14 protein-coding genes are annotated in these 21,441 nt (G+C 72.5%); 2 read left to right on the top strand and 12 right to left on the bottom strand.

The window, feature by feature from the left end; all coding sequences use genetic code 11:
• Positions 1-60 precede the first annotated feature (60 nt).
• Complete coding sequence (locus ACGF3H_RS13980) at positions 61-2,964, bottom strand: vitamin B12-dependent ribonucleotide reductase (protein WP_362490657.1); 2,904 nt, start codon at positions 2,962-2,964, stop codon at positions 61-63.
• Positions 2,965-3,132: 168 nt separating this feature from the next.
• A complete protein-coding gene (gene nrdR / locus ACGF3H_RS13975; RefSeq protein WP_362490654.1) occupies positions 3,133-3,684 on the bottom strand; it encodes a transcriptional regulator NrdR in 552 nt (183 codons plus the stop codon).
• A 564-nt stretch (positions 3,685-4,248) separates the two neighbouring features.
• Between nrdR and lexA the strand changes: the two genes are divergently transcribed.
• Positions 4,249-5,028: a transcriptional repressor LexA gene (lexA, locus tag ACGF3H_RS13970; protein ID WP_362490651.1), complete on the top strand. Its 780-nt coding sequence runs from the start codon at positions 4,249-4,251 to the stop codon at positions 5,026-5,028.
• 100 nt (positions 5,029-5,128) lie between these two features.
• On the opposite strand, the gene ACGF3H_RS13965 is transcribed toward lexA, so the two are convergent.
• The 4 genes from ACGF3H_RS13965 to ACGF3H_RS13950 all read right to left on the bottom strand — a co-directional run bounded on the left by ACGF3H_RS13965 (position 5,129) and on the right by ACGF3H_RS13950 (position 11,217).
• Positions 5,129-7,105, bottom strand: a complete 1,977-nt coding sequence (locus ACGF3H_RS13965; RefSeq protein WP_362490648.1) for an ATP-dependent DNA helicase — start codon at positions 7,103-7,105, stop codon at positions 5,129-5,131.
• Positions 7,106-7,233: 128 nt separating this feature from the next.
• On the bottom strand, positions 7,234-7,995 hold the full coding sequence (locus ACGF3H_RS13960; RefSeq protein ID WP_362490645.1) for a GNAT family N-acetyltransferase: 762 nt from the start codon (positions 7,993-7,995) through the stop codon (positions 7,234-7,236).
• A gap of 47 nt (positions 7,996-8,042) precedes the next feature.
• Positions 8,043-9,935: an IucA/IucC family protein gene (locus ACGF3H_RS13955; RefSeq protein ID WP_393816485.1), complete on the bottom strand. Its 1,893-nt coding sequence runs from the start codon at positions 9,933-9,935 to the stop codon at positions 8,043-8,045.
• A 52-nt stretch (positions 9,936-9,987) separates the two neighbouring features.
• Positions 9,988-11,217 carry an aminotransferase class III-fold pyridoxal phosphate-dependent enzyme gene (locus tag ACGF3H_RS13950; RefSeq protein ID WP_362490922.1) on the bottom strand — a complete coding sequence of 410 codons (1,230 nt, stop codon included), beginning with the start codon at positions 11,215-11,217 and terminating at the stop codon, positions 9,988-9,990.
• 440 nt (positions 11,218-11,657) lie between these two features.
• Here ACGF3H_RS13950 and ACGF3H_RS13945 point away from each other — a divergent pair, with 440 nt between their 5' ends.
• Positions 11,658-12,887: a hypothetical protein gene (locus tag ACGF3H_RS13945; RefSeq protein WP_362490643.1), complete on the top strand. Its 1,230-nt coding sequence runs from the start codon at positions 11,658-11,660 to the stop codon at positions 12,885-12,887.
• A 255-nt stretch (positions 12,888-13,142) separates the two neighbouring features.
• Here ACGF3H_RS13945 and hflX read toward each other — a convergent pair whose 3' ends face one another.
• From hflX to miaA, 6 genes are all read right to left on the bottom strand, one after another.
• Positions 13,143-14,636, bottom strand: coding sequence for a GTPase HflX (hflX, locus tag ACGF3H_RS13940; RefSeq protein WP_362490640.1), 1,494 nt, complete (start codon positions 14,634-14,636; stop codon positions 13,143-13,145).
• A 146-nt stretch (positions 14,637-14,782) separates the two neighbouring features.
• Positions 14,783-16,309 (bottom strand): M1 family metallopeptidase, encoded by a 1,527-nt coding sequence (locus ACGF3H_RS13935; protein WP_362490637.1) that lies wholly within the window; start codon positions 16,307-16,309, stop codon positions 14,783-14,785.
• Between the two features lie 121 nt (positions 16,310-16,430).
• On the bottom strand, positions 16,431-18,614 hold the full coding sequence (locus tag ACGF3H_RS13930; protein WP_362490634.1) for an HD domain-containing protein: 2,184 nt from the start codon (positions 18,612-18,614) through the stop codon (positions 16,431-16,433).
• A gap of 216 nt (positions 18,615-18,830) precedes the next feature.
• Positions 18,831-19,700 carry a diaminopimelate epimerase gene (gene dapF / locus ACGF3H_RS13925; RefSeq protein ID WP_362490631.1) on the bottom strand — a complete coding sequence of 290 codons (870 nt, stop codon included), beginning with the start codon at positions 19,698-19,700 and terminating at the stop codon, positions 18,831-18,833.
• A 193-nt stretch (positions 19,701-19,893) separates the two neighbouring features.
• Positions 19,894-20,394, bottom strand: coding sequence for a hypothetical protein (locus tag ACGF3H_RS13920; protein WP_362490920.1), 501 nt, complete (start codon positions 20,392-20,394; stop codon positions 19,894-19,896).
• 107 nt (positions 20,395-20,501) lie between these two features.
• The gene (gene miaA / locus ACGF3H_RS13915; protein ID WP_362490629.1) at positions 20,502-21,440 is read right to left on the bottom strand and encodes a tRNA (adenosine(37)-N6)-dimethylallyltransferase MiaA; all 939 of its coding nucleotides are present in this window, start codon (positions 21,438-21,440) and stop codon (positions 20,502-20,504) included.
• Position 21,441 lies beyond the last annotated feature (1 nt).

Genomic DNA, 21,441 nt, shown 5'->3' with positions numbered 1-21,441 from the left:
GGAACGAGCGGAGGGGCGCCGGCCGTGGGCCGGCGCCCCTCACTCATGGGGTCCTACCGATCAGCTGCAGCCGCTGGTCGAGCCGCAGCCCTCGCAGATGTAGCAGGAACCTGCCCGCTGCATCTTCGTCCCGCAGGAGAAGCAGAGCGGGGCGTCGGCCTGGATGCCCAGCTGCATCTCCACCAGCTCGGCGCTGGTGTGCGCCTGCTTGGGGGCCGGCTTGGCCGCCTCGACCTCGGCCTTCGGCGTGGCGACGGCCTTCAGCTCCTGGGCGCGCGGCGCCGACTGGGCCAGGCCCTCGACGTCGACCTCGTCGTCCGACGGCTCGTACGAACCGGTCTCCAGGTGCCGCTGGCGCTCCTCGGCGGAGTGGATGCCGAGGGCGGAGCGGGTCTCGAAGGGCAGGAAGTCCAGCGCCAGGCGGCGGAAGATGTAGTCGACGATCGACTGCGCCATCCGCACGTCCGGGTCGTCCGTCATGCCGGCCGGCTCGAAGCGCATGTTGGTGAACTTCGAGACGTACGTCTCCAGCGGGACGCCGTACTGGAGGCCGACGGAGACGGCGATGGAGAAGGCGTCCATCATGCCCGCGAGAGTCGAGCCCTGCTTGGACATCTTCAGGAAGACCTCGCCGAGACCGTCGTCCGGGTAGGAGTTGGCGGTCATGTAGCCCTCGGCGCCGCCGACCGTGAAGGAGGTGGTGATGCCGGGACGGCCCTTCGGGAGGCGCTTGCGGACCGGGCGGTACTCGACCACCTTCTCGACCGCGGCGCGGATCGTCTCCTCGGCCTTCTCCGTGACCTCGGCCTTCTCCGTGTCCTTGGCCGACTTGGTCTTCGCCGAGAGCGGCTGGCCGACCTTGCAGTTGTCGCGGTAGATGGCGAGCGCCTTGACGCCCATCTTCCAGGCCTCGAAGTAGACCTCCTCGACGTCCTCGACCGTCGCGGACTCCGGCAGGTTGACGGTCTTGGAGAGGGCGCCGGAGATCCAGGGCTGGATCGCGGCCATCATGCGGACGTGGCCCATCGCGGAGATGGAACGCTCGCCCATGGCGCAGTCGAAGACCTCGTAGTGCTCGGTCTTCAGACCCGGGGCGTCGATCACATTGCCGTGGTCGGCGATGTGGGCGACGATCGCCTCGATCTGCTCCTCCTGGTAGCCCAGGCGGCGCAGGGCCTGCGGGACGGTGCCGTTGACGATCTGCATCGAGCCGCCGCCGACCAGCTTCTTGAACTTGACCAGGGCGAGGTCGGGCTCGAGACCGGTGGTGTCGCAGGACATCGCGAGACCGATAGTGCCGGTCGGGGCGATGACGGACGCCTGCGAGTTACGGAAACCGTTCTTCTCGCCGAGGCGGATCACGTCCTGCCAGGCCTCCGTGGCGGCGGCCCAGATCGGGGTGTCCAGGTCGTCCATGCGGACGGCCGCGGTGTTGGCGTCGGCGTGCTGCTTCATGACGCGCAGGTGCGGCGTGGCGTTCTTGGCGTAGCCGTCGTACGGGCCGACGACCGCGGCGAGCTCAGCCGAGCGCTTGTACGACGTACCCGTCATCAGCGAGGTGATCGCGCCGGCGAGGGCGCGGCCGCCGTCCGAGTCGTAGGCGTGGCCGGTCGCCATGAGCAGGGCGCCCAGGTTGGCGTAGCCGATGCCGAGCTGGCGGAAGGCGCGGGTGTTCTCGCCGATCTTCTCCGTCGGGAAGTCCGCGAAGCAGATCGAGATGTCCATCGCGGTGATGACCAGCTCGACGACCTTGGCGAAGCGCTCGACGTCGAAGGACTGGTTGCCCAGGCCGTCGTCCTTGAGGAACTTCATCAGGTTCAGCGAGGCGAGGTTGCAGGACGTGTTGTCCAGGTGCATGTACTCGCTGCACGGGTTCGAGCCGTTGATACGGCCGGACTCCGGGCACGTGTGCCACTGGTTGATGGTGTCGTCGTACTGGATGCCGGGGTCGGCGCAGGCCCAGGCGGCCTCGGCCATCTTGCGGAAGAGCGACTTGGCGTCGACCTCCTCGATGACCTCGCCGGTCATGCGGGACGTCAGGCCGAACTTGCCGCCCGTCTCGACGGCCTTCATGAACGTGTCGTTCACACGGACCGAGTTGTTGGCGTTCTGGTACTGGACGGACGTGATGTCGTCGCCGCCCAGGTCCATGTCAAAGCCCGCGTCGCGCAGGGCGCGGATCTTCTCCTCTTCCTTCACCTTGGTCTCGATGAAGCCCTCGATGTCGGGGTGGTCGACGTCGAGGATGACCATCTTGGCGGCGCGGCGGGTGGCACCACCGGACTTGATGGTGCCGGCGGAGGCGTCGGCGCCGCGCATGAAGGAGACCGGTCCGGAGGCGTTGCCGCCGGAGGAGAGCAGCTCCTTGGAGGAACGGATCCGGGAGAGGTTCAGGCCGGCACCGGAGCCGCCCTTGAAGATCATGCCCTCTTCCTTGTACCAGTCGAGGATCGACTCCATGGAGTCGTCGACGGACAGGATGAAGCAGGCGGAGACCTGCTGCGGCTGGGGCGTGCCGACGTTGAACCAGACCGGGCTGTTGAAGCTGAAGATCTGGTGCAGGAGGGCGTAGGCCAGCTCGTGCTCGAAGATCTCGGCGTCGGCGGGCGAGGCGAAGTACTTGTAGTCCTCACCGGCCTTCCGGTACGTCTTCACGATGCGGTCGATCAGCTGCTTGAGGCCGGTCTCGCGCTGCGGGGTGCCGACGGCACCGCGGAAGTACTTGCTGGTGACGATGTTGACCGCGTTCACCGACCAGAAGTCGGGGAACTCGACGCCGCGCTGCTCGAAGTTGACCGAGCCGTCGCGCCAGTTGGTCATGACGACGTCACGACGCTCCCAGGCCACCTCGTCGTAGGGGTGGACCCCGGGAGTGGTGTGGACGCGCTCGACACGGAGTCCCTTGCCCGCCTTGGTGCCCTTGGCGCGGGAGCTCCGTGCCGGACCGCTCGCCGTCTCTGTCATGCCGCCTCCCTGTACGGGCGAAAACGCCCTGAAGTGCCGCGATTGTTCCCGTGGCACGGTGTTCTGTCTGGTGTTGCGGGCACCTCTGGCTCCGCCCGCAACAGGTCTTTTCTCACTCGCCGCCGACCGGCCGGGCCCGGACCGTCGGGTCCGGATCCGGCCCGCCGGTCAGTCGGCGGCGCCTGCGGGCTCGGGGACCTGTGCCGTCCCCGTGGACCCGCGGTCGTCTTCCTGGCTCCCCGCGCCGGCCGCCTCGCCGGCCTCGCCGGGACGCCCCGTCGCCTCCCTCAGCTCCGCGATCGCGGCCTCGAAGTCCTCGAGCGAGTCGAACGCCCGGTAGACCGAGGCGAACCGCAGATAGGCGACGAGGTCGAGCTCCTGCAACGGGCCGAGTATGGCCAGCCCCACGTCATGGGTGGTCAGCTCGGCGCTTCCGGTGGCCCGCACCGCCTCCTCGACCCGCTGGCCGAGCTGGGCGAGCGCGTCCTCGGTGACGGGCCGGCCCTGACATGCCTTGCGCACACCATTGATGATCTTGAGACGGCTGAACGGCTCGGTGACCCCGGACCGCTTCACCACCATGAGCGAGCACGTCTCCACGGTCGTGAAGCGACGGGAGCAGTCGGGGCACTGACGGCGCCTGCGGATCGACGTGCCGTCGTCGGTCGTACGACTGTCGACCACGCGGCTGTCGGGGTGCCTGCAGAAGGGGCAGTGCATGAACTCCCAACCCTCCTCACAGCAGACTCAAATAGCCTCACGAGGCCCTTCAGGCCCCTCGAAGCAGCCCCAAGCATAGGCGATCCCGGCGGGCGCGAAGACCGGGGGGAACACAACTTGTGGGCTGCTCTCGCAATCCAACCACTAGATGTGGGGCTTGGCTCATATATTCACGCGCTGCACGCGTGTCGCGGCCGTGCGCACAAAGGGCCACATGCCCCCGAGGTGCGGCGATACGCCGGGGCACGCCCGCACCGTGCCGGCGCATGCGGAGATACGGTGGGCGCCGCGGGGAGGGGCCGTGGGGCTACGGCACAGATGGGTACCGGTCCCCGTCGAACGGGACACCTGATGGCAGACTGGGGCGACAACCAGCGAGGTCGCCACCCGGCGGTGAAGAGTACAGCAATGAGCCCTTTTGTCCGCCGGGCACCGCGATAGCTATACACCCGGATCACTTCTCCAGGCGGTCGATTCGCGTTTTTTCACTCGAACGTGTGTTTGGCGCAACCTTTCGAAAGCTACTACCGTTGTGCTGCAGGGAGACCATCGAGAGGGGCCGACGTGACCACCACCGCCGACAGTGCCGCCATCACTGCCCAGGACCGCCCCCAGGGCCGACCTGAGCCGGTGCATGCGATGAGCGACGCCACGCTAGTCGAGGGGCCGAAGCGCTCCCTGCCGGGCCGACCTCCCGGCATCCGGGCGGACAGCTCCGGACTGACCGATCGCCAGCGCAGGGTGATCGAAGTCATCCGGGACTCCGTGCAGCGGCGCGGCTACCCGCCGTCGATGCGGGAGATCGGCCAGGCCGTCGGCCTTTCCAGCACCTCCTCCGTCGCGCACCAGCTGATGGCACTGGAGCGCAAGGGCTTCCTGCGCCGCGACCCGCACCGCCCGCGCGCCTACGAGGTGCGCGGTTCCGACCAGGCCGCCTCCGTGCAGCCCACGGACACCGCCGGCAAGCCCGCCGCGTCGTACGTCCCGCTCGTCGGGCGCATCGCGGCCGGTGGTCCCATCCTCGCCGAGGAGTCCGTGGAGGACGTCTTCCCCCTCCCGCGGCAGCTGGTCGGTGACGGCGAGCTCTTCGTCCTCAAGGTCGTCGGCGACTCCATGATCGAGGCCGCCATCTGTGACGGCGACTGGGTCACGGTCCGCCGCCAGCCGGTCGCCGAGAACGGCGACATCGTGGCCGCGATGCTCGACGGCGAGGCCACCGTCAAGCGCTTCAAGCGCGAGGACGGGCACGTCTGGCTCCTCCCGCACAACTCGGCGTACGAGCCCATCCCCGGTGACGACGCGACCATCCTCGGCAAGGTGGTGGCCGTACTGCGTCGCGTCTGAGCGCCACGCCGGGCGGATCCTGCACGACAGCGACCCGCCGCCCCGACCGGGCCCCGGAACCTCTGCGCCGGTTCCGGGGCCCTGCGCTGTCCGGGCTTCCTCAGTCGCCCTCCGACTGGCGCGCCGCCGCGTCGATGGCGGCCAGCGACTTGCGTACCTGGTTGCGGTCCGTGGTGAACCAGAAGTCGGGCAGCGAAGCCTTCAGGTAGCTCCCGTACCGGGCCGTGGCCAGGCGCTGGTCCAGTACGGCGACGACACCGCGGTCTCCCGACGCCCGGACGAGACGGCCGGCACCCTGAGCCATGAGCAGCGCGGCATGCGTGGCGGCGACCGCCATGAAGCCGTTGCCGCCGGCCTCCTCGACCGCCTTCTGCCGAGCGCTCATCAGCGGGTCGTCGGGGCGCGGGAACGGGATCTTGTCCATGACGACCAGCTGGCAGCTGGGACCCGGGACGTCCACGCCCTGCCACAGGGACAGCGTGCCGAACAGACAGGTCCGCGGATCGGCGGCGAAGTTCTTGATCAGCTCGCCGAGTGTCTCCTCGCCCTGGAGGAGGATCGGGTACTCGGGGATGCGCGAACGCAGCTCCTCGGCGGCCAGCTGGGCCGCCCGCATCGAGGAGAACAGACCCAGCGTGCGGCCGTCGGCCGCCTGGATCAGCTCCGTCAGCTCGTCGAGCATGTCGCCGCGGTCGCCGTCCCGCGCGGGCCGTGCCAGGTGCTTGGCCACGTACAGGATGCCCTGCTTGCGGTAGTCGAAGGGCGAACCCACGTCGACGCCCTTCCACTGCGGCACGTCGTCCCCCTCCGTCCCCTCGGGAGCGAGGCCGAGGGAGGCGCCGACACCGTTGAAGTCGCCGCCCAGCTTCAGCGTCGCGGAGGTCAGCACGACGGAGCGGTCGGTGAAGAGCTTCTCGCGCAGCAGGCCCGACACGGACATGGGGGCGACGCGCAGCGAGGCACCGAAGCGGTCGTGCCGCTCGTACCAGACGACGTCCCACTCCGAGCCGTGCGTGATCCGCTCCGCCACGTCGTGGACGGACTCCACCGAGGCCAGCGCCTGCTTGCGGACCGCGTCCTCGTCCTGCACGGACTTGTCCCGCGTGGTGCCGATCGCGGAGATCACCGTGCGGCAGGCGTCGCGCAGCGCCATCAGCGCGTAGCCGAGGTCCTCCGGGATCTCCTCCAGCCGGCCCGGCAGGGCCAGCTCCATCAGCCGCTCGAAACCCTCCGCGGCCGTCTGCAGCTGGTCGGCGGCCTTCTCGTTCACCAGTTTCGCGGCCCGCCGGACCGCGCGGTTGACCTGGCCCGGAGTGAGCTCGCCGGTGGCCACCCCGGTGACCCGGGAGACCAGCTCGTGCGCCTCGTCGACGATCAGCACCTCGTGCTGCGGCAGCACCGGCGCGCCCTCGATGGCGTCGATCGCGAGCAGCGCGTGGTTGGTGACGACGACCTCGGAGAGCTTGGCGCGCTCCCGGGCCATCTCCGCGAAGCACTCCGCGCCGTAGGCGCACTTCGAGGCGCCCAGGCACTCCCGCGAGGACACCGACACCTGCGACCAGGCCCGGTCGGAGACGCCGGGCGTGAGGTCGTCGCGGTCGCCCGTCTCCGTCTCGTCCGCCCAGTCCCGCATCCGCAGCAGGTCCTGGCCCAGCTTGCTGGTGGGAGCGGCGGCCTCGAACTGGTCGAACAGGCCCTCTTCCTCGTCCTGCGGAACGCCCTCGTGGAGCCGGTGCAGGCACAGGTAGTTCGACCGGCCCTTGAGCATCGCGAACTCCGGGCGGCGGCGCAGCTGGGGGTGCAGGGCGTCGACCGTGCGCGGCAGGTCCCGCTCGACCAGCTGGCGCTGCAGGGCCAGCGTCGCGGTGGCCACGACGACGCGCTCCCCGTGCGCGAGTGCGGGCACCAGGTACCCGAGCGACTTGCCGGTGCCGGTGCCGGCCTGGACCAGCAGATGGGAGCCGCCGTCGATCGCTTCCGCGACGGCTTCGGCCATGGCCACCTGGCCGGGACGCTCCGTGCCGCCGACGGCGGTGACGGCGGCGTGCAGGAGTTCGGGGAGTGAGGGCTTCGTCATAGCGCGACCACCCTACGGCCCGGGACTGACAAACGGGTGACGGTGACGGAGAGCGGGGACGCCGGAGGTCGCGGGGACGGCGGACGCAAGGGTGGGCTCCTCGGCAGGCGGGACGGGTGGTGCAGGCCCTACGACAGCTCTCGCGCGCACCGCTCACGGACCATGAGGGCGGCTCGTTTGGCGGGCAGGTCGACCTCGGCGGTGAGCTGGAACCCGGCGGACAGGAAGGCCGCGACGGAGACGGTGTTGCGCACGTCGGGTTCGGCGAGGACGCGGGAGCAGCCGGGCCGCCTGTCGAGGACGAGGCCGGCCACGGCCCTGATCAGGGTGGTGCCGAGACCCCGCCCGCGGTCGGCACCGTCGCCGATGAGGAGGTGGATGCCCGTGTCGTGGGGCCGGACCGGACAGTACCGGGCCAGCGGGTCGAGGTCGGCCCGGTAGATCTCCCAGTAGCTCATCGGCGTCCCCTCCAGCAGGCCGAGGCACGGGACGCTCCGTCCGTCGCCGGCGAGCTGGGCCCGGAGGTGGTCCTCGGTCACGGTCCGCGGCCCGGTCAGCTCCCAGAAGGCGGCGACGGCGGGGTCGTTCATCCAGCGGGCGATGAGCTCGGCGTCCTGTTCGACGTGGACGGGCACCAGCTGGAACAGGCCCTCGGGCGTGGCTGCCGGGCCCCAGCCGGCGACACGGTCGAGCAGGTCGTCATCGGTGCGCGAGTCCGGGAGGTCGCCGGCCGGCGGTTCCCGGAAGAGGGTGACGAACTCCTCGGGCAGGTGCAGGTCCAGGGTGTCGTCCCCGTCCGTGTCCGTCTCTGTTTCCGGGCCGGGCTCCGGGTCGGTGCCGCGGTCGGCGGGGGCGGTGGGGGCGTCGGTGCGCGCATCGGTGGAAGCCACGGTGTCGCTCCTTTCGGGAGGCGGGGTCGGGCGTTGTCGTCGGGTGCTCAGGAGTGCAGGGGGTTGGTGATCGTGACGTAGACGGACTGGGTGTCGACCGGGCCGACGAGCTCGTCGAGGCCGCGCAGGCGGGTCAGCAGGTTGGCCTTGCAACGCAGTACGGGCGAGTCGAGCAGCCGGGCGGGCAGCGCGCTGCGCCTCGGGGCCGGTGACGAGGCGAGCGGGCCGAGGAAGCGGCGGAAGGCGGAGAGCAGCAGCCGTTCGTCGGCGAGGCCCTGCGAGCCGAACGCTCCGACCAGGCCGAGCACGTTGTTGATGGCCAGGTAGTAGGCGAAGCGCTCGTCGGTGACCTCGTCGGAGACGAACGTGTCGCTGCGGGTGCCGATGCCCGGCAGCCTGGCGTCCAGTTCCGCGCGGCGGGACTCGCGGAAGTAGTAGCCCTGGTTGTCGCGGTAGCGGCCGCCGGCCGGCCAGCCGTCGGCGTCCAGCAGGAGCAGCGTGTTCTGCTGGTGGGCCTCCAGGGCGATGCCGGCCTCCGCGTCCAGCCACAGCACGGGGCGGACGACGTGCTCGAGGTACCGCAGGAACCACTCGGCGGCGACCGCGCCGCGTGGGCGGCCGGTGCGCCGGGCGAGACGGGTGACGATCTCGCCGAGCCTGGAGTGCGCGGCGGGGCCGCTCCCGCACTCGCCGTCGGCCGTCCGGGGCGGGCGGGCCGCGACGAGGGCCGCGACGCAGGAGACGTCGTCCGAAGGGCGGAAGGGGTTGTGCCGGATGACGGCGTCGAGCCCTTGCCCGGGCGCGCCGTCCGGTCCGTCCACGGCGATCCAGGCCGGGTCGCGGACGATGTCGAAGTCCGGGTGAGCGGCCCGCCAGCGCCGGGACAGGCCGGCGCGCAGCAGACGGTGGACCTCGACGCCGCGGTGGAGCTCCTTGCGCAGGTTCTCCCGGCGGGAGTTGGTGATGTGCAGCGCCAGGGACAGCTTGAGCATGGCGGGCGCGCCGCTGCGGTGGACGGTACGCAGGGAGGACGTGGGGTGCCACGGGTCGCCGTGGGGACCGAGGTCACGCAGCAGTCCGGCGTCCAGCAGGGCCTGCGTCCCGGGCCGGTGCCGGACCTCGCGGAACTGCCAGGGGTGCAGGGGCAGGGCGGCGTGGCCGTCCGGCACCGCCAGGCCCGTTCCGGCGAGGCGCGCGGTGAGTCCGGGCGCGGCGACCGGGCGCCCGCGCTCGGTCCAGGCCGAGTCGGTGGCCAGGACGGAGGGTGCGACGGCCAGCCAGTGCAGCGGGAAGGAACCGCGCAGCTCGGGTGAGTACCGAAGGGCCTCGGCGTCGGTGAGCCCCTCCCGGCTCTTCGGGGTCGGATGGAGGGGGTGTCCGAGAAGGAGGGCCTGTTCGGCGGTGAGGAAGAAATCGGGGCCGTCGTCGGGACGTCGCCGGCGGTCCTGGAGGAAGACGGCGGTGCGGCGAGCGGAGTCGGCCACGCGCGCGACGAGGTCGGTGCCGTGGGCCCCCGCTTCCCCGGCCGCCTCCCTCGCGAGGAGCGCGGCGACCGTCACCGCGTCCACGGGCGGCGCGGACGCGGGGGCACCGGTCAGGCGCGGGGGTCCGAAGCGGTGCATGCCTGTCGGGGACCAGTACGGGACGGGGACGACCAGGGCGGTGCCGCTGGCCGGCAGCGGAATGGTCAGGAGGCCGTCGTCCGGCGCCGGCAGGCCGGCCTCGCGGGTCCAGCAGCGCAGCAGGTTCCCCACCGCGGCGGCCCGGGCGGTGCCGTGCGGGTCGGGGTCGTCCGGGCGGGAGCGGCGCAGGGCCGCGCGCTCCGGCTCCGCCGACGGCGGACGCGCGGGAACGGGGTGGTGCGGTCGGTCCGGGTCCGTGTGGCCCGTGGGCCCGGGGACGGAGGCGGTGGCGGGTTCGGGCGCGGGGGTGGTGTGCAACGCGGGTCCTCGGTGGCGTGCTGTGTCGGGCGGCGTCGGGGGCGGGCGGGGCTCAGCCTGGAGCGCCCCGGCCGGGCGACGGGGTGTGGCAGGTGCGGGGCGGCGGGGCCGCGGCCACCGTCTGGAGCGCGTCGGTCAGCCGGTCCAGCACAGCCGTCGCCTGTTCTTCGGTGATGGTCAGCGGCGGCAGCAGTCGTACGACGCTCGCGGACGGCCCCGAGCGGTCCACGACGAGCCCGCGGCGCAGGCACTCCCGCTGGACTGCGGCGGCAGTCCCGGGCGCGGGGGCGGCGGCACCGTGCTCGCCGTCGGCTGCCACCAGTTCGACCCCGATCATCAGCCCCCGCCCGCGCACGTCACCGACGCAGGCGAACTCCCCGGCCAGGCACCGCAGTCGGGCCAGCATGCGGGCGCCCAGGGCGGAGGCGTGTTCGGCGAGCCGGTGCGCGCGGACGTGGGCGAGGGTCGCCGTGCCGGCGGCCAGGGCGAGTTGGTTGCCGCGGAAGGCGCCGGCACCGGGGTCCCCCACGCACAGGTCCTCGTGGTGGACGACCGCGGCCAGCGGCCGACTGCCGCCGATGGCCCTGGGGAGGACGAGGACGTCGGGGGTGATCCCGCTGTGCTCCACCGCCCAGAAGGCTCCGGTCCTGCCCACTCCCGTCTCGGTCTCGTCGGCGATCAGCGGCACGGCCCGCTCGGCCGTGAGCCGCCGCACGCGTCGCATCCACGCGTCGGGGGCGGGGAACACTCCGTCCCCGTCGAGCACCGGCCGGAGCATCAGCCCGGCGGGCCGCGTCTGCCCCGCGCGGCGGCCGTCGAGCACGGACTCGGCCCAGCGGGCGGCGAGTTCGGCGCCGTGTTCACCGGGGGCACCGAGGTGGTGGGCGTCGGTGAGGGTGACCACCCGGTCCCGTCCGGTGGCGGCGCGGACGAGACCGAGGGCGGCGGCGACGGCGTCCGTGCCGTCCGGCCCGCAGAACCGGACGCGCGCGTGGCCGGCCAGGCCGGGCGGCAGGGTGCGCAGCAACTCGGCGACGAAGGCGTCCTCCACCGGCGTGGTGAGGTTCGTGACCTGCAACGGGGCACCCGAGTCGAGCACCTTGCGGATGGCTTCCAGCACCACCGGGTGGTTGTGCCCCAGGACCGGCGTCCCGGCGCCCGAGCCACAGTCCAGGTAACGCCGCCCGTCCGCGCCCTCGATGGTGAGGCCCCGGGCCCGGACCGGCACGATCGGCAGGGCGCACGCGGAGGTACGGGCCGCGGGCTCGCGCGCCGTCCGCATCCTCGGTGGGCTCCCGCCGGAGTTCGCCCGTGCGGACACGCCGTCCTCGTCGCGCTCGGCGGCGGCCCGGCCGCCGCCCCCGCACTCGGACGCCGGCTCCCTGTACGCGGTTCCCGCCACGGCTCCCTGTCCTCCCGCTGTCCGGAGGCGAGTCGCGTATCGTGTCGCCCTCGTCGCCGCCCTCGGCACGGGGACCGCGTCCGGACAGCAGTCCCCCCACCGCTACCAACCCCCGGCCGTTCACCGGGTTACGGGTTGCCTCAAGATCCTTGCCGTGACGTAACCGTTGCCGTTCCGTCGGAACTCCCCCACAGCGACCGCATAGTGTGTGGTGCCGTTCCAGGACGCCGCGGACCTCGCGGCCCGGCTCGTACTCGGCCCGGGCCCGGCGACAAACGCGGCCGCAGCACCACTCGTTCACAGCAGGGGGAGTCAACACCATGCGATCCATACGGCCGTCGTTCACCACGCGCGGGCACAGAGGCGGGCGGCGCAGGGCCTTCCCCGTGCCGGCCGCCGTGGCACTCGTGTCGGCACTCGTGCTCACCGCCACCGCCTGTGAGTCGGGCGATGACGAGGCGGGCGGCGACGCCTCGGCCTCCGCGTCCGCGGCGGACGGCGGCAACGGTGAGATCAGGATCCCGGACCACATCAAGGACAAGCTCAAGGAACACGGGATCGACGTCGACGAGTGGAAGAACGGCGCCTGGAAGAACTGGAACAAGGAGGACTGGCTGCGCGAGGCGCAGGACTACGTCAACCCGATCATCGAGGACCTCTGGGACCCGGACCGCATGCGGGACGCCGAGGAGCCGGACAAGGGTGTCGACGACAGCGACCTCTCCGGTGACCAGGGCGTCACCGACCCGGAGCCGCAGCCGGTCCAGGCCGAGGCGGTGCCGCCGTCGTACCACGAGAACGCGGCCACCGCGGGCAAGGTGTTCTTCGACTCCCCCGAGGGCACCATGGTCTGCTCGGCGACGGTCGTGCAGGACCCGGCGCACCCCGGCAAGTCGAACATGGTCTGGACGGCGGGCCACTGCGTGCACGCGGGGAAGAAGGGCGGCTGGTACCGCAACATCGCCTTCGTGCCGTCGTACAACGACTCCGGCATGTCGACCGCCGAGCTGGAGAACGCGACGACGGAGGAGGTCGCTCCCTTCGGCGTGTGGTGGGGCGACTGGGCGCAGACCTCCGACCAGTGGATCGAGCAGGGCGGTGCGACGGGCGGCGACGGTGCCTCGTACGACTTCGCGGTCATCCATGTGACGCCGGAGAAGGGCAGCAACGGCAAGTCCCTGGAGGAGACGGTCGGGTCAGCGCTGCCGGTGGACTTCACGGCGCCCGCCGTGCCGAAGGTCGAGAGCATCACCGCGACCGGTTACCCGGCCGCGCCGCCCTACGACGGCCAGAAGCTGTTCCAGTGCGCGGACAAGCCGGGCCGGCTGTCGCTGACCGCCTCGGACCCGACGATGTACCGCATCGGCTGCACCATGACCGGCGGTTCGTCCGGCGGCGGCTGGGTCGCGGCGGGCTCCGACGGCGAGCCGGCGCTCGTGTCCAACACCTCGATCGGCCCGGTGACGGCCGGCTGGCTGGCCGGTCCGCGGCTGGGCGAGGAGGCCAAGGGCGTGTACGACGCGGTCAGCGGCAAGTTCGCCGGTCAGTGACCGGACGCTGAGCACTCGGGGCGGTGGGGTGCGCCGGGCGGACGCCGGCGCCCCGCCGCGCGTCCCGTGAGGTTCGTACGTACGCCGGAAGTCATCTGCCTGTGTCCGCGGCGCCACGGCTCGGGCGGCGGCGCGCCGCACTCGCCACCGTCGGCCCGGCCGCCGCTCCCGCGCTCACCGCGACCGGGTGATCCGCGCAGGCCGAGGGCCCGCCCCCTGCGTCTGCAGGGGGCGGGCCCTCGGTCGTCACGGCCTTCAGGCGAGCGGCGCCGGAGCGTACGGCGTGAGCTCCGCCGCCAGCTCCTCGTGCACCCGGACCTTGAGCAGGGTGCCCTCCGGGGTGTGCTCCTCGGAGATCACCTCGCCCTCGTCGTGGGCGCGGGCGACCAGCTTGCCGCGGGTGTACGGCACGAGCGCCTCGATCTCGACCGAGGGGCGCGGCAGCTCGCTGTCGATCAGCGCGAGCAGCTCGTCGATGTTCCGGCCGGTGCGCGCCGAGACGGCGATGGACCGCTTCTCGACGCGCATCAGCCGCTGGAGCGTCAGCGGGTCCGCCAAATCGGCCTTGTTGATCACGACGATCTCGGGCACGTCGGTGGCGCCGACGTCCCTGATCACCTCGCGCACGGCGGCCAGCTGCTCCTCCGGGGCCGGGTGCGAACCGTCCACCACGTGCAGGATCAGGTCGGAGTCGCCGACCTCCTCCATCGTGGAGCGGAACGCCTCGACCAGGTGGTGCGGCAGGTGCCGGACGAAGCCGACGGTGTCCGCCAGGGTGTACAGCCGCCCGCTCGGGGTCTCGGCGCGGCGCACGGTCGGGTCGAGGGTGGCGAACAGCGCGTTCTCCACCAGCACGCCCGCGCCGGTGAGGCGGTTGAGCAGGGAGGACTTGCCGGCGTTGGTGTAGCCCGCGATGGCCACGGACGGCACCTTGTTGCGCCGGCGTTCCTGGCGCTTGATCTCGCGGCCGGTCTTCATCTCCGCGATCTCCCGGCGCATCTTCGCCATCTTCTCGCGGATCCGGCGCCGGTCCGTCTCGATCTTGGTCTCACCGGGACCGCGGGTGGCGAGGCCGCCGCCCTTGCCGCCGCCCATCTGCCGGGACAGCGACTGACCCCAGCCGCGCAGCCGCGGCAGCATGTACTGCATCTGCGCGAGTGCGACCTGCGCCTTGCCCTCTCGGGACTTGGCGTGCTGGGCGAAGATGTCCAGGATCAGGGCCGTACGGTCGATGACCTTGACCTTGACGACGTCCTCGAGGTGGATGAGCTGGCCCGGGCTGAGCTCACCGTCGCAGATGACGGTGTCCGCACCCGACTCGAGGACGACGTCCCGCAGCTCCTGGGCCTTGCCGGAGCCGATGTAGGTGGCGGCGTCGGGCTTGTCGCGGCGCTGGATCACGCCGTCGAGCACGAGGGCGCCCGCGGTCTCCGCGAGGGCGGCGAGCTCCGCGAGGGAGTTCTCCGCGTCCTGCACCGTGCCCGTGGTCCAGACGCCGACGAGGACGACCCGCTCCAGGCGGAGCTGGCGGTACTCGACCTCGGTGACGTCCTCGAGCTCGGTGGACAGGCCCACCACCCGGCGCAGAGCCGCGCGGTCGGAGCGGTCGAACTGCTCGCCGTCCCATTCCGAGTCGATCTCGTGGCTCCAGGCGACGTCCTCTTCCATCAGGGCATCGGCCCGAAGGCCCTCGGGGTAGGTCTGCGCGAGACGCTTGGTGTCCTGGGAGGGGGAAGAAGAGGAGGTCATTGGATCCTTACGTAGCTGGGGAACGTGTCGCGCGGCATGGATGCCGCCGCACTCTTCACAACGCGTGAGCCGCCGGGGAGATTCCCGCGACCCGTGCCGCGCCGTCCCGAAGATGGTCGCACGGCACGGGCCGTCTCGTCACCGGCTTATTCCCCGCGGGCCTTGCCGGCGGGGGCCGGCGGCGCCGTGTCGGCCGCCGTCGGCCTCCAGTCGGGGTGGCCGGGCATCGGCGGGGTCTTCGCGCCGTACAGCCAGCCCCGGAGGAAGCCACCCAGGTCACGGCCCGCGACCTCGGAGGCGAGCCGGACGAAGTCGGCGGTCGTCGCCGTGCGGTCCCGGTGCCGGGCGGCCCATTCCCGTTCGAGGCGCTCGAAGGCCGGGGCGCCGATCTTCTGGCGCAGTGCGTACAGCACGAGCGCGGCGCCGTCGTAGACGTTGGCCCGGAAGATGCTGGTCCTGTCGCCCTTCTCCGGCGGCTCGGGCGCGGCCGGGGGGCCGCCCGCCGCGCGCCAGCGGTCGGACGCGCCGTAGGCGGCCTTCATCCTCGCATCCAGAGAGCGGTCCGCCTTCTCCTGCGCGTACAGGGCCTCGTACCAGGTGGCGTGGCCTTCGTTGAGCCAGAGGTCGGACCAGGAGCGCGGGCCGACGCTGTCGCCGAACCACTGGTGGGACAGCTCGTGCACCATGATCGACTCGATGTACCACCGCGGGTACTCGGGGTCGCTGAACATGTCCCGCTCGAACAGGGACAGCGTCTGGGTCTCCAGCTCGAAGCCGGTGGTGGCGTCGGCCATGAGCACGCCGTAGGTCTCGAAGGGGTAGCGGCCGACCTTGCCCTCCATCCAGGCGATCTGGGCGGGGGTCTTCCTCAGCCACGGTTCGAGCGCCGCGCGGTGCTTTGCCGGCACGACGTCGCGGACGGGCAGCCCGTGCGGGCCGGTGCGGTGCAGCACGGTGGAGCGGCCGATGGAGACCTGGGCCAGTTCGGTGGCCATCGGGTGTGCGGTCCGGTACGTCCAGGTGGTCGCCCCGCCGGCCCGGTCCACGGCCGTCGGCAGCCCGTTCGCGACCGCGGTGAGCCCGTCGGGGGCGGTGACCCGGAAGGTGAAGCGCGCTTTGTCCGAGGGGTGGTCGTTGCAGGGGAACACCAGGTGGGCGACGTCGGCCTGGTTGGCCATGGCGAGCCCGTCGGCGGTGCGCACCCAGCCGCCCTGCCGGTCCTCGGGGTACACGGGGTCGCTGCTGTGCCGCACGGTGATCCGGGTCCGCTCGCCCTCGGCGAGCGGCTTCCCGGGCGTGATCACGAGGTCCTCGCCGGCGGTGACGAAGGCGGCGGGCTCGCCGTCGACCTCGACCGACTCGACCTTCCCGTGGGCGAAGTCGAGGTTGACCCGGTCCAGGCCGGCCGTCGTCCGGGCGTCGATGGTGGTGACGGCCTTCAGCGGCTTGCCGTTGCTGCCGGAGTAGGTGAAGGACAGGTCGTAGGCGACCACGTCGTACCCCGGATTGCCCAGGTACGGGAAGAGCCGGTCGCCGACGCCCAGGGGGGCCGGCGGGGCGCTCGCGGCGACCAGGCCGACGGAGACGGCCGAGGCGAGCAGCGCCGTGGCCCTGAGCCGGCGGCGGGCCCGAGCGCGGGGACGGGAGACCGGGGTGTGGGGGGTGTGCGGCATCCCCCACCGCTATCAGCGCGCACGGGCGCCCCGGCGACGGCGCGCGCCCGGGGCACCCGAATGGACACGCCGTACCGGCGCCGCGCGGCCACGTCCCCGACCGGCCCGGCCGTGCTCCTGCTCAGGCGCCCGTCGGCTGCGGTTGCGCCCTGCTCACGTCGTAGACACCGGCCACGTCGCGCATCGCGCGCATGAGGGCGGGCAGCCGGGCGGCGTCGGGCAGCAGGACGGTGTAGGTGTGGCGGACCCGCTGGCGGTCGGGGGGTTCGACGGTGGCGGAGACGATCTCGGCACCTTCGAGGGCCATGGCCTCGGTGAGGTCGGCCAGGAGATGCGGCCGGCCGAACGATTCGGCGAGCAGCGTGACCCGGCACTCGCTGGACTCACCCCAGCGCACGCCGATCTCCGGGCGCCCTCCGCTCTTCATGCGCGCCACGACGGCGCACTCGGCGCGGTGCACGGTCACCACTCCCCCGCGCACGGCGAAGCCGGTGATCTTGTCGGGCGGCACGGGGGTGCAGCAGCGGGCCAGGCGCACGGTCGCGCCGGGCCGGTCGACGAGCACGTCGGCGGGCGCGGGGCGGGCCGCCGGTCCGCCGGCCGTCGGACGCGGGGCGGGTGCGTCGGCTCCCTGCCCCGGCGCGGCGGGCCGTTCCCGGGTCGCGTCCTCGGTGTCGGCGGGCACCGGCGCGGGCCGGGCCGCGAGCCGGCGCTGGATGGCGATCCGGGCGGCGGGTGTGTGGGCGTGCTCCAGCCACTCCCGGGAGGGCTCGGAGGCGGGGTCCTGGCCCATCAGGAGCTGCACGGTGTCGCCGTCCCGGAGCACGGTGCTCATCGTGGCCAGGCGGCCGTTCACGTAGGCGCCCATGGCCGCGTGCGCGTCCTCTCCGTACTGGGCGTACGCGGCGTCCACGCAGGTGGCGCCCTCGGGCAGACCGAGGGTGCCGCCGTCGGGACGGAAGACGGTGATCTCCCGGTCCTGGGCCAGGTCCTGGCGCAGGGTGGACCAGAAGGTGTCCGGGTCGGGTGCGCCCCGCTGCCAGTCGAGCAGCCGGGAGAGCCAGCCGGGCCGGGTCGGGTCGACGCGCTCGCCGTCGCCGGTGCCCTGCTCCTCCGCCGGTGTGGCGTAGGGATTGCCGAGCGCGACGACTCCGGCCTCGGCGACCTTGTGCATCTGGTGGGTGCGGATGAGGACCTCGACGACCTGGCCGTCCTGTGCGCGGGCCACGGCGGTGTGCAGCGACTGGTACAGGTTGAACTTGGGTACGGCGATGAAGTCCTTGAACTCCGAGACGACGGGCGTCATGCAGGTGTGCAGTTCGCCGAGGACGGCGTAACAGTCGGCGTCCTCCTGGACGAGGACCAGCAGACGGCCGAAGTCGGCGCCGGAGAGCGGGCCCCGTTTCCGGGACACGCGGTGCACGGAGACGAAGTGCCGGGGCCGGATGAGGACCTCGGCGGTGATGTCGGCCTCGCGGAGCACCTTGCGCACCTCGTCGGCGACGGCGGCGAGCGGGTCGTCGGTGCGGGCCGCGTTCTCGGCGATCAGCTCTCGGGTGTGCGCGTGCTCCTCGGGGTGCAGCACCGCGAAGACGAGGTCCTCCAGCTCGGACTTGAGCGCCTGGACGCCGAGCCGTTCGGCGAGCGGGATGAGGACGTCCCGGGTGACCTTGGCGATGCGCTCCTGTTTCTCCTGGCGCATGACGCCGAGGGTGCGCATGTTGTGCAGCCGGTCGGCGAGTTTGATCGACATCACCCGGACGTCGTTGCCGGTGGCGAGGAGCATCTTGCGGAAGGTCTCGGGCTCGGCGGCGGCGCCGTAGTCGACCTTCTCCAGTTTGGTGACCCCGTCGACGAGGTAGCGGACCTCGGCGCCGAACTGCGCGCCGACCTGATCCAGCGTCACGTCCGTGTCCTCGACGGTGTCGTGGAGGAGGGAGGCGGTCAGGGTCGTGGTCTCGGCGCCGAGTTCCGCGAGGATCAGGGTCACGGCGAGCGGGTGGGTGATGTACGGCTCGCCGCTCTTGCGCATCTGGCCGCGGTGCGAGGACTCGGCCAGCAGATAGGCGCGGCGCAGCGGGTCGAGGTCGGCGTCGGGGTGGTGGGCGCGGTGGGCCTCGACGACGTGGCCGATCGCGTCGGGCAGCCGGTCGCGGGCGGCTGAGCCGAGGAGCGCGGCGCGGCCCAGCCGGCGCAGGTCGATCCGGGGCCGGGCCTTCCTGCGGGGTGCCGCCGGGGTGGCGGCACCGGCGGCCGGCGGCGTCACAGGGGCTGGGCTCGCGGGATTCACGGCCTCCGCGTTCATGGGCACCTCCGGCTGCACGGACCGGCGGACGGGGCGCCCCAGGGCGGACACGGCTCAGGGGATGGCATCGATCCCCCGTCCGGGCCGGTGCTTGATGCTATCGAGCCCATCACGGACCGCAGACCGCCTCTCGCCGAGCGTGAAACGGATCACCCATTCGAGCGAAGGCCCGAGGGTTTACGTTTTCGCACTGAGTGTCATGGACCGGGCTGTGGTTCAGCTCAGGACCTCCTCCAGCCATGTCGTGTCGATCTCGCCCTCGGCCACGATCACCGCGGGGCCGGTCATCTCGATCTCGCCGTCGGGCCGTTCGGTGATCACCAGGGTGCCGCCGGGCACGTCGACGGTGTACGTCACCGGGGTGCCGGTGGCCGCCGGGTCGGCACCGTCCCTGCGCGCGGTGGCGACGGCGACGGCGCACGCGCCGGTGCCGCACGAACGCGTCTCCCCGGAGCCGCGCTCGTGCACGCGCATCGCCACGTGACGGGGGCCGCGGTCGACGACGAACTCGACGTTGACCCCGTCCGGGTAGGCCGCGGCCGGCCGGTACGGCGGCGGGTCGTACAGGTCGCCGGCGTGCTCCAGGTCGGCGACGAAGGCCACGGCGTGCGGATTGCCCATGTTCACGTTGCGCGCGGGCCAGCTGCGGTCCCCGACGCTCACCTCGACGTCGCCCTCGGGGAGCAGCGCCCGGCCCATGCCGACGGTGACGTCCCCGTCCTTGGACAGGTGCACCCGCTTCACGCCTCCGCGGGTGGCGACGGCGAGGTCGCCCGCGGTGACGTGGCCGGCGTGCTGGAGGTAGCGCGCGAAGACGCGGACGCCGTTGCCGCACATCTCGGCGACGGAGCCGTCGCCGTTGCGGTAGTCCATGAACCACTCCGCCTCGGCCGCCATGTCCTTGGCCTCGGGGTGCGCCGCGGACCGCACCACGTGCAGCACTCCGTCGCCGCCGATGCCCGCGCGGCGGTCGCACAGGGCGGCGACGGCGGCGGGCGGCAGGTCGATGGCGTTCTCGGGGTCCGGGACGATCACGAAGTCGTTCTCGGTGCCGTGACCCTTGAGGAAGGCGATCCGCGTGCTCATTCCTCGATCGTACGGCGTACCCGCACCACGACGACGAGCGCTCCGGCCCTCGGGACGCGCCGTGCCCGCACGTGAGCCGCCCCGGCACCGGTGCGGGCCCCGCACAGCGGCTTCGCCGGGCGGTGGCGTCAGGCGCGCAGCGGTTCGCCGGGTGGTCGGTGTCAGCCGCTCAGTGGTCCGTGGGGCGGTGGCGTCAGCCGCGCAGGCGGGCCACCCGCCACACGGCCAGGACGACGACGGCGGCGACCGCCAGGACGTAGGCGAGGATCACCCGCCAGTCGGCACGGCGCCCCGAACCCCGCTGCGGCAGGCCCGGCCAGGTGTGACCGACCCGGCGGGCGGCCATCATGCCCCAGCCGGCCGCGCAGGAGCAGATCAGCAGCCCCAGCATCGCGATCACGGCCCCGCTGTCGCCGAAGTCGAAGGCGAGCGGGAAGGCGAACATCAGGGAGCCGAGCGAGGCCAGGCACACGATGGGGGCGAGCTGCCAGAGCCGCAGCCGCCGCTGCGGGCGCAGCTCCACCTCGACCTCGTCGCCGTACATCTCGTCGGGCGCGGGGCCGTCGGCGGCCACACCGTCCGGCGTCTCGTCGGGGCCGTCGGGGCTCAGGCGGGCTCCGTCCGGCTCCGCCTCGCCGGGGTCGGCGCTGCCGTGCTCGGTGCTCGGTGCGGTGTCACGAGGGCCGGCCTCCATCGCCACGCGCCCTCCCAACTAGGACTCACTCGGTCGATCGAAGCTCGATGATGGCACGGCGCCGATGGCCGCGATGACGGCCGGGGCGTCCCGATGCCATCACGTGATCAGGCTGTAACCGGTCGTTCGACCAACGACAGCGCGAGCCGCGGAAGTTCCGTGCGGTCCGCCACAGCCCCACTCAACCAGTGCACCCGCGGATCGCGCCTGAACCACGAATCCTGACGGCGCGCGAAGCGTTTGGTGGCACGGACGGTCTCGGTCCGTGCCTCGTCCAGCGTGCACTCGCCGGCGAGCGCCGCGAGCACCTGCTGGTAGCCCAGCGCGCGCGATGCCGTACGCCCTTCGCGCAACCCCTGCGCCTCCAGCGTCCGCACCTCGTCCACCAGGCCGGCCTCCCACATCCGGTCGACGCGGCGCGCGATGCGCTCGTCCAGTTCGGGGCGGGCCACGTCGACGCCGATCTGCACGGTGTCGTAGACCGAGTCGTGGCCGGGGAGGTTCGCGGTGAACGGCTTGCCGGTGATCTCGATCACCTCCAGGGCCCGCACGATCCGGCGCCCGTTGCTCGGCAGGATCGCCCGCGCGGCCCCTGGGTCGGCGGCGGCCAGCCGCGCGTGCAGCGCCCCCGGGCCGCGCAGCGCGAGCTCCTCCTCCAGCCGGGCCCTGACCTCGGGGTCGGTACCGGGGAACTCGAGGTTGTCGACGGCGCCGCGGACGTAGAGTCCCGAGCCCCCGACCAGGATCGGCCAGCGCCCCTCGGCGAGCAGCGCGTCGATCCGCTCCCGCGCGAGGCGCTGGTACTCGGCGACCGAGGCCGTGACGGTCACGTCCCAGATGTCGAGGAGGTGATGGGGGACGCCGTCTCGCTCCTCGGGCGTCAGCTTGGCGGTGCCGATGTCCATCCCTCGGTAGAGCTGCATGGAGTCGGCGTTGACGACCTCGCCGCCCAGTCGCTGGGCCAGGAAGACGCCCAGATCGGACTTTCCGGCCGCGGTGGGACCGACGACGGCGATGACGCGGGGGGCGGGGGGTGCGCTGCTCACC

The sequence above is a fragment of the Streptomyces sp. NPDC048185 genome, assembly GCF_043202495.1.
GTDB lineage: Bacteria > Actinomycetota > Actinomycetes > Streptomycetales > Streptomycetaceae > Streptomyces.
Note: the sequence above shows the minus strand (reverse complement) of the source record. Positions and strands in the feature narration are given on the sequence as shown.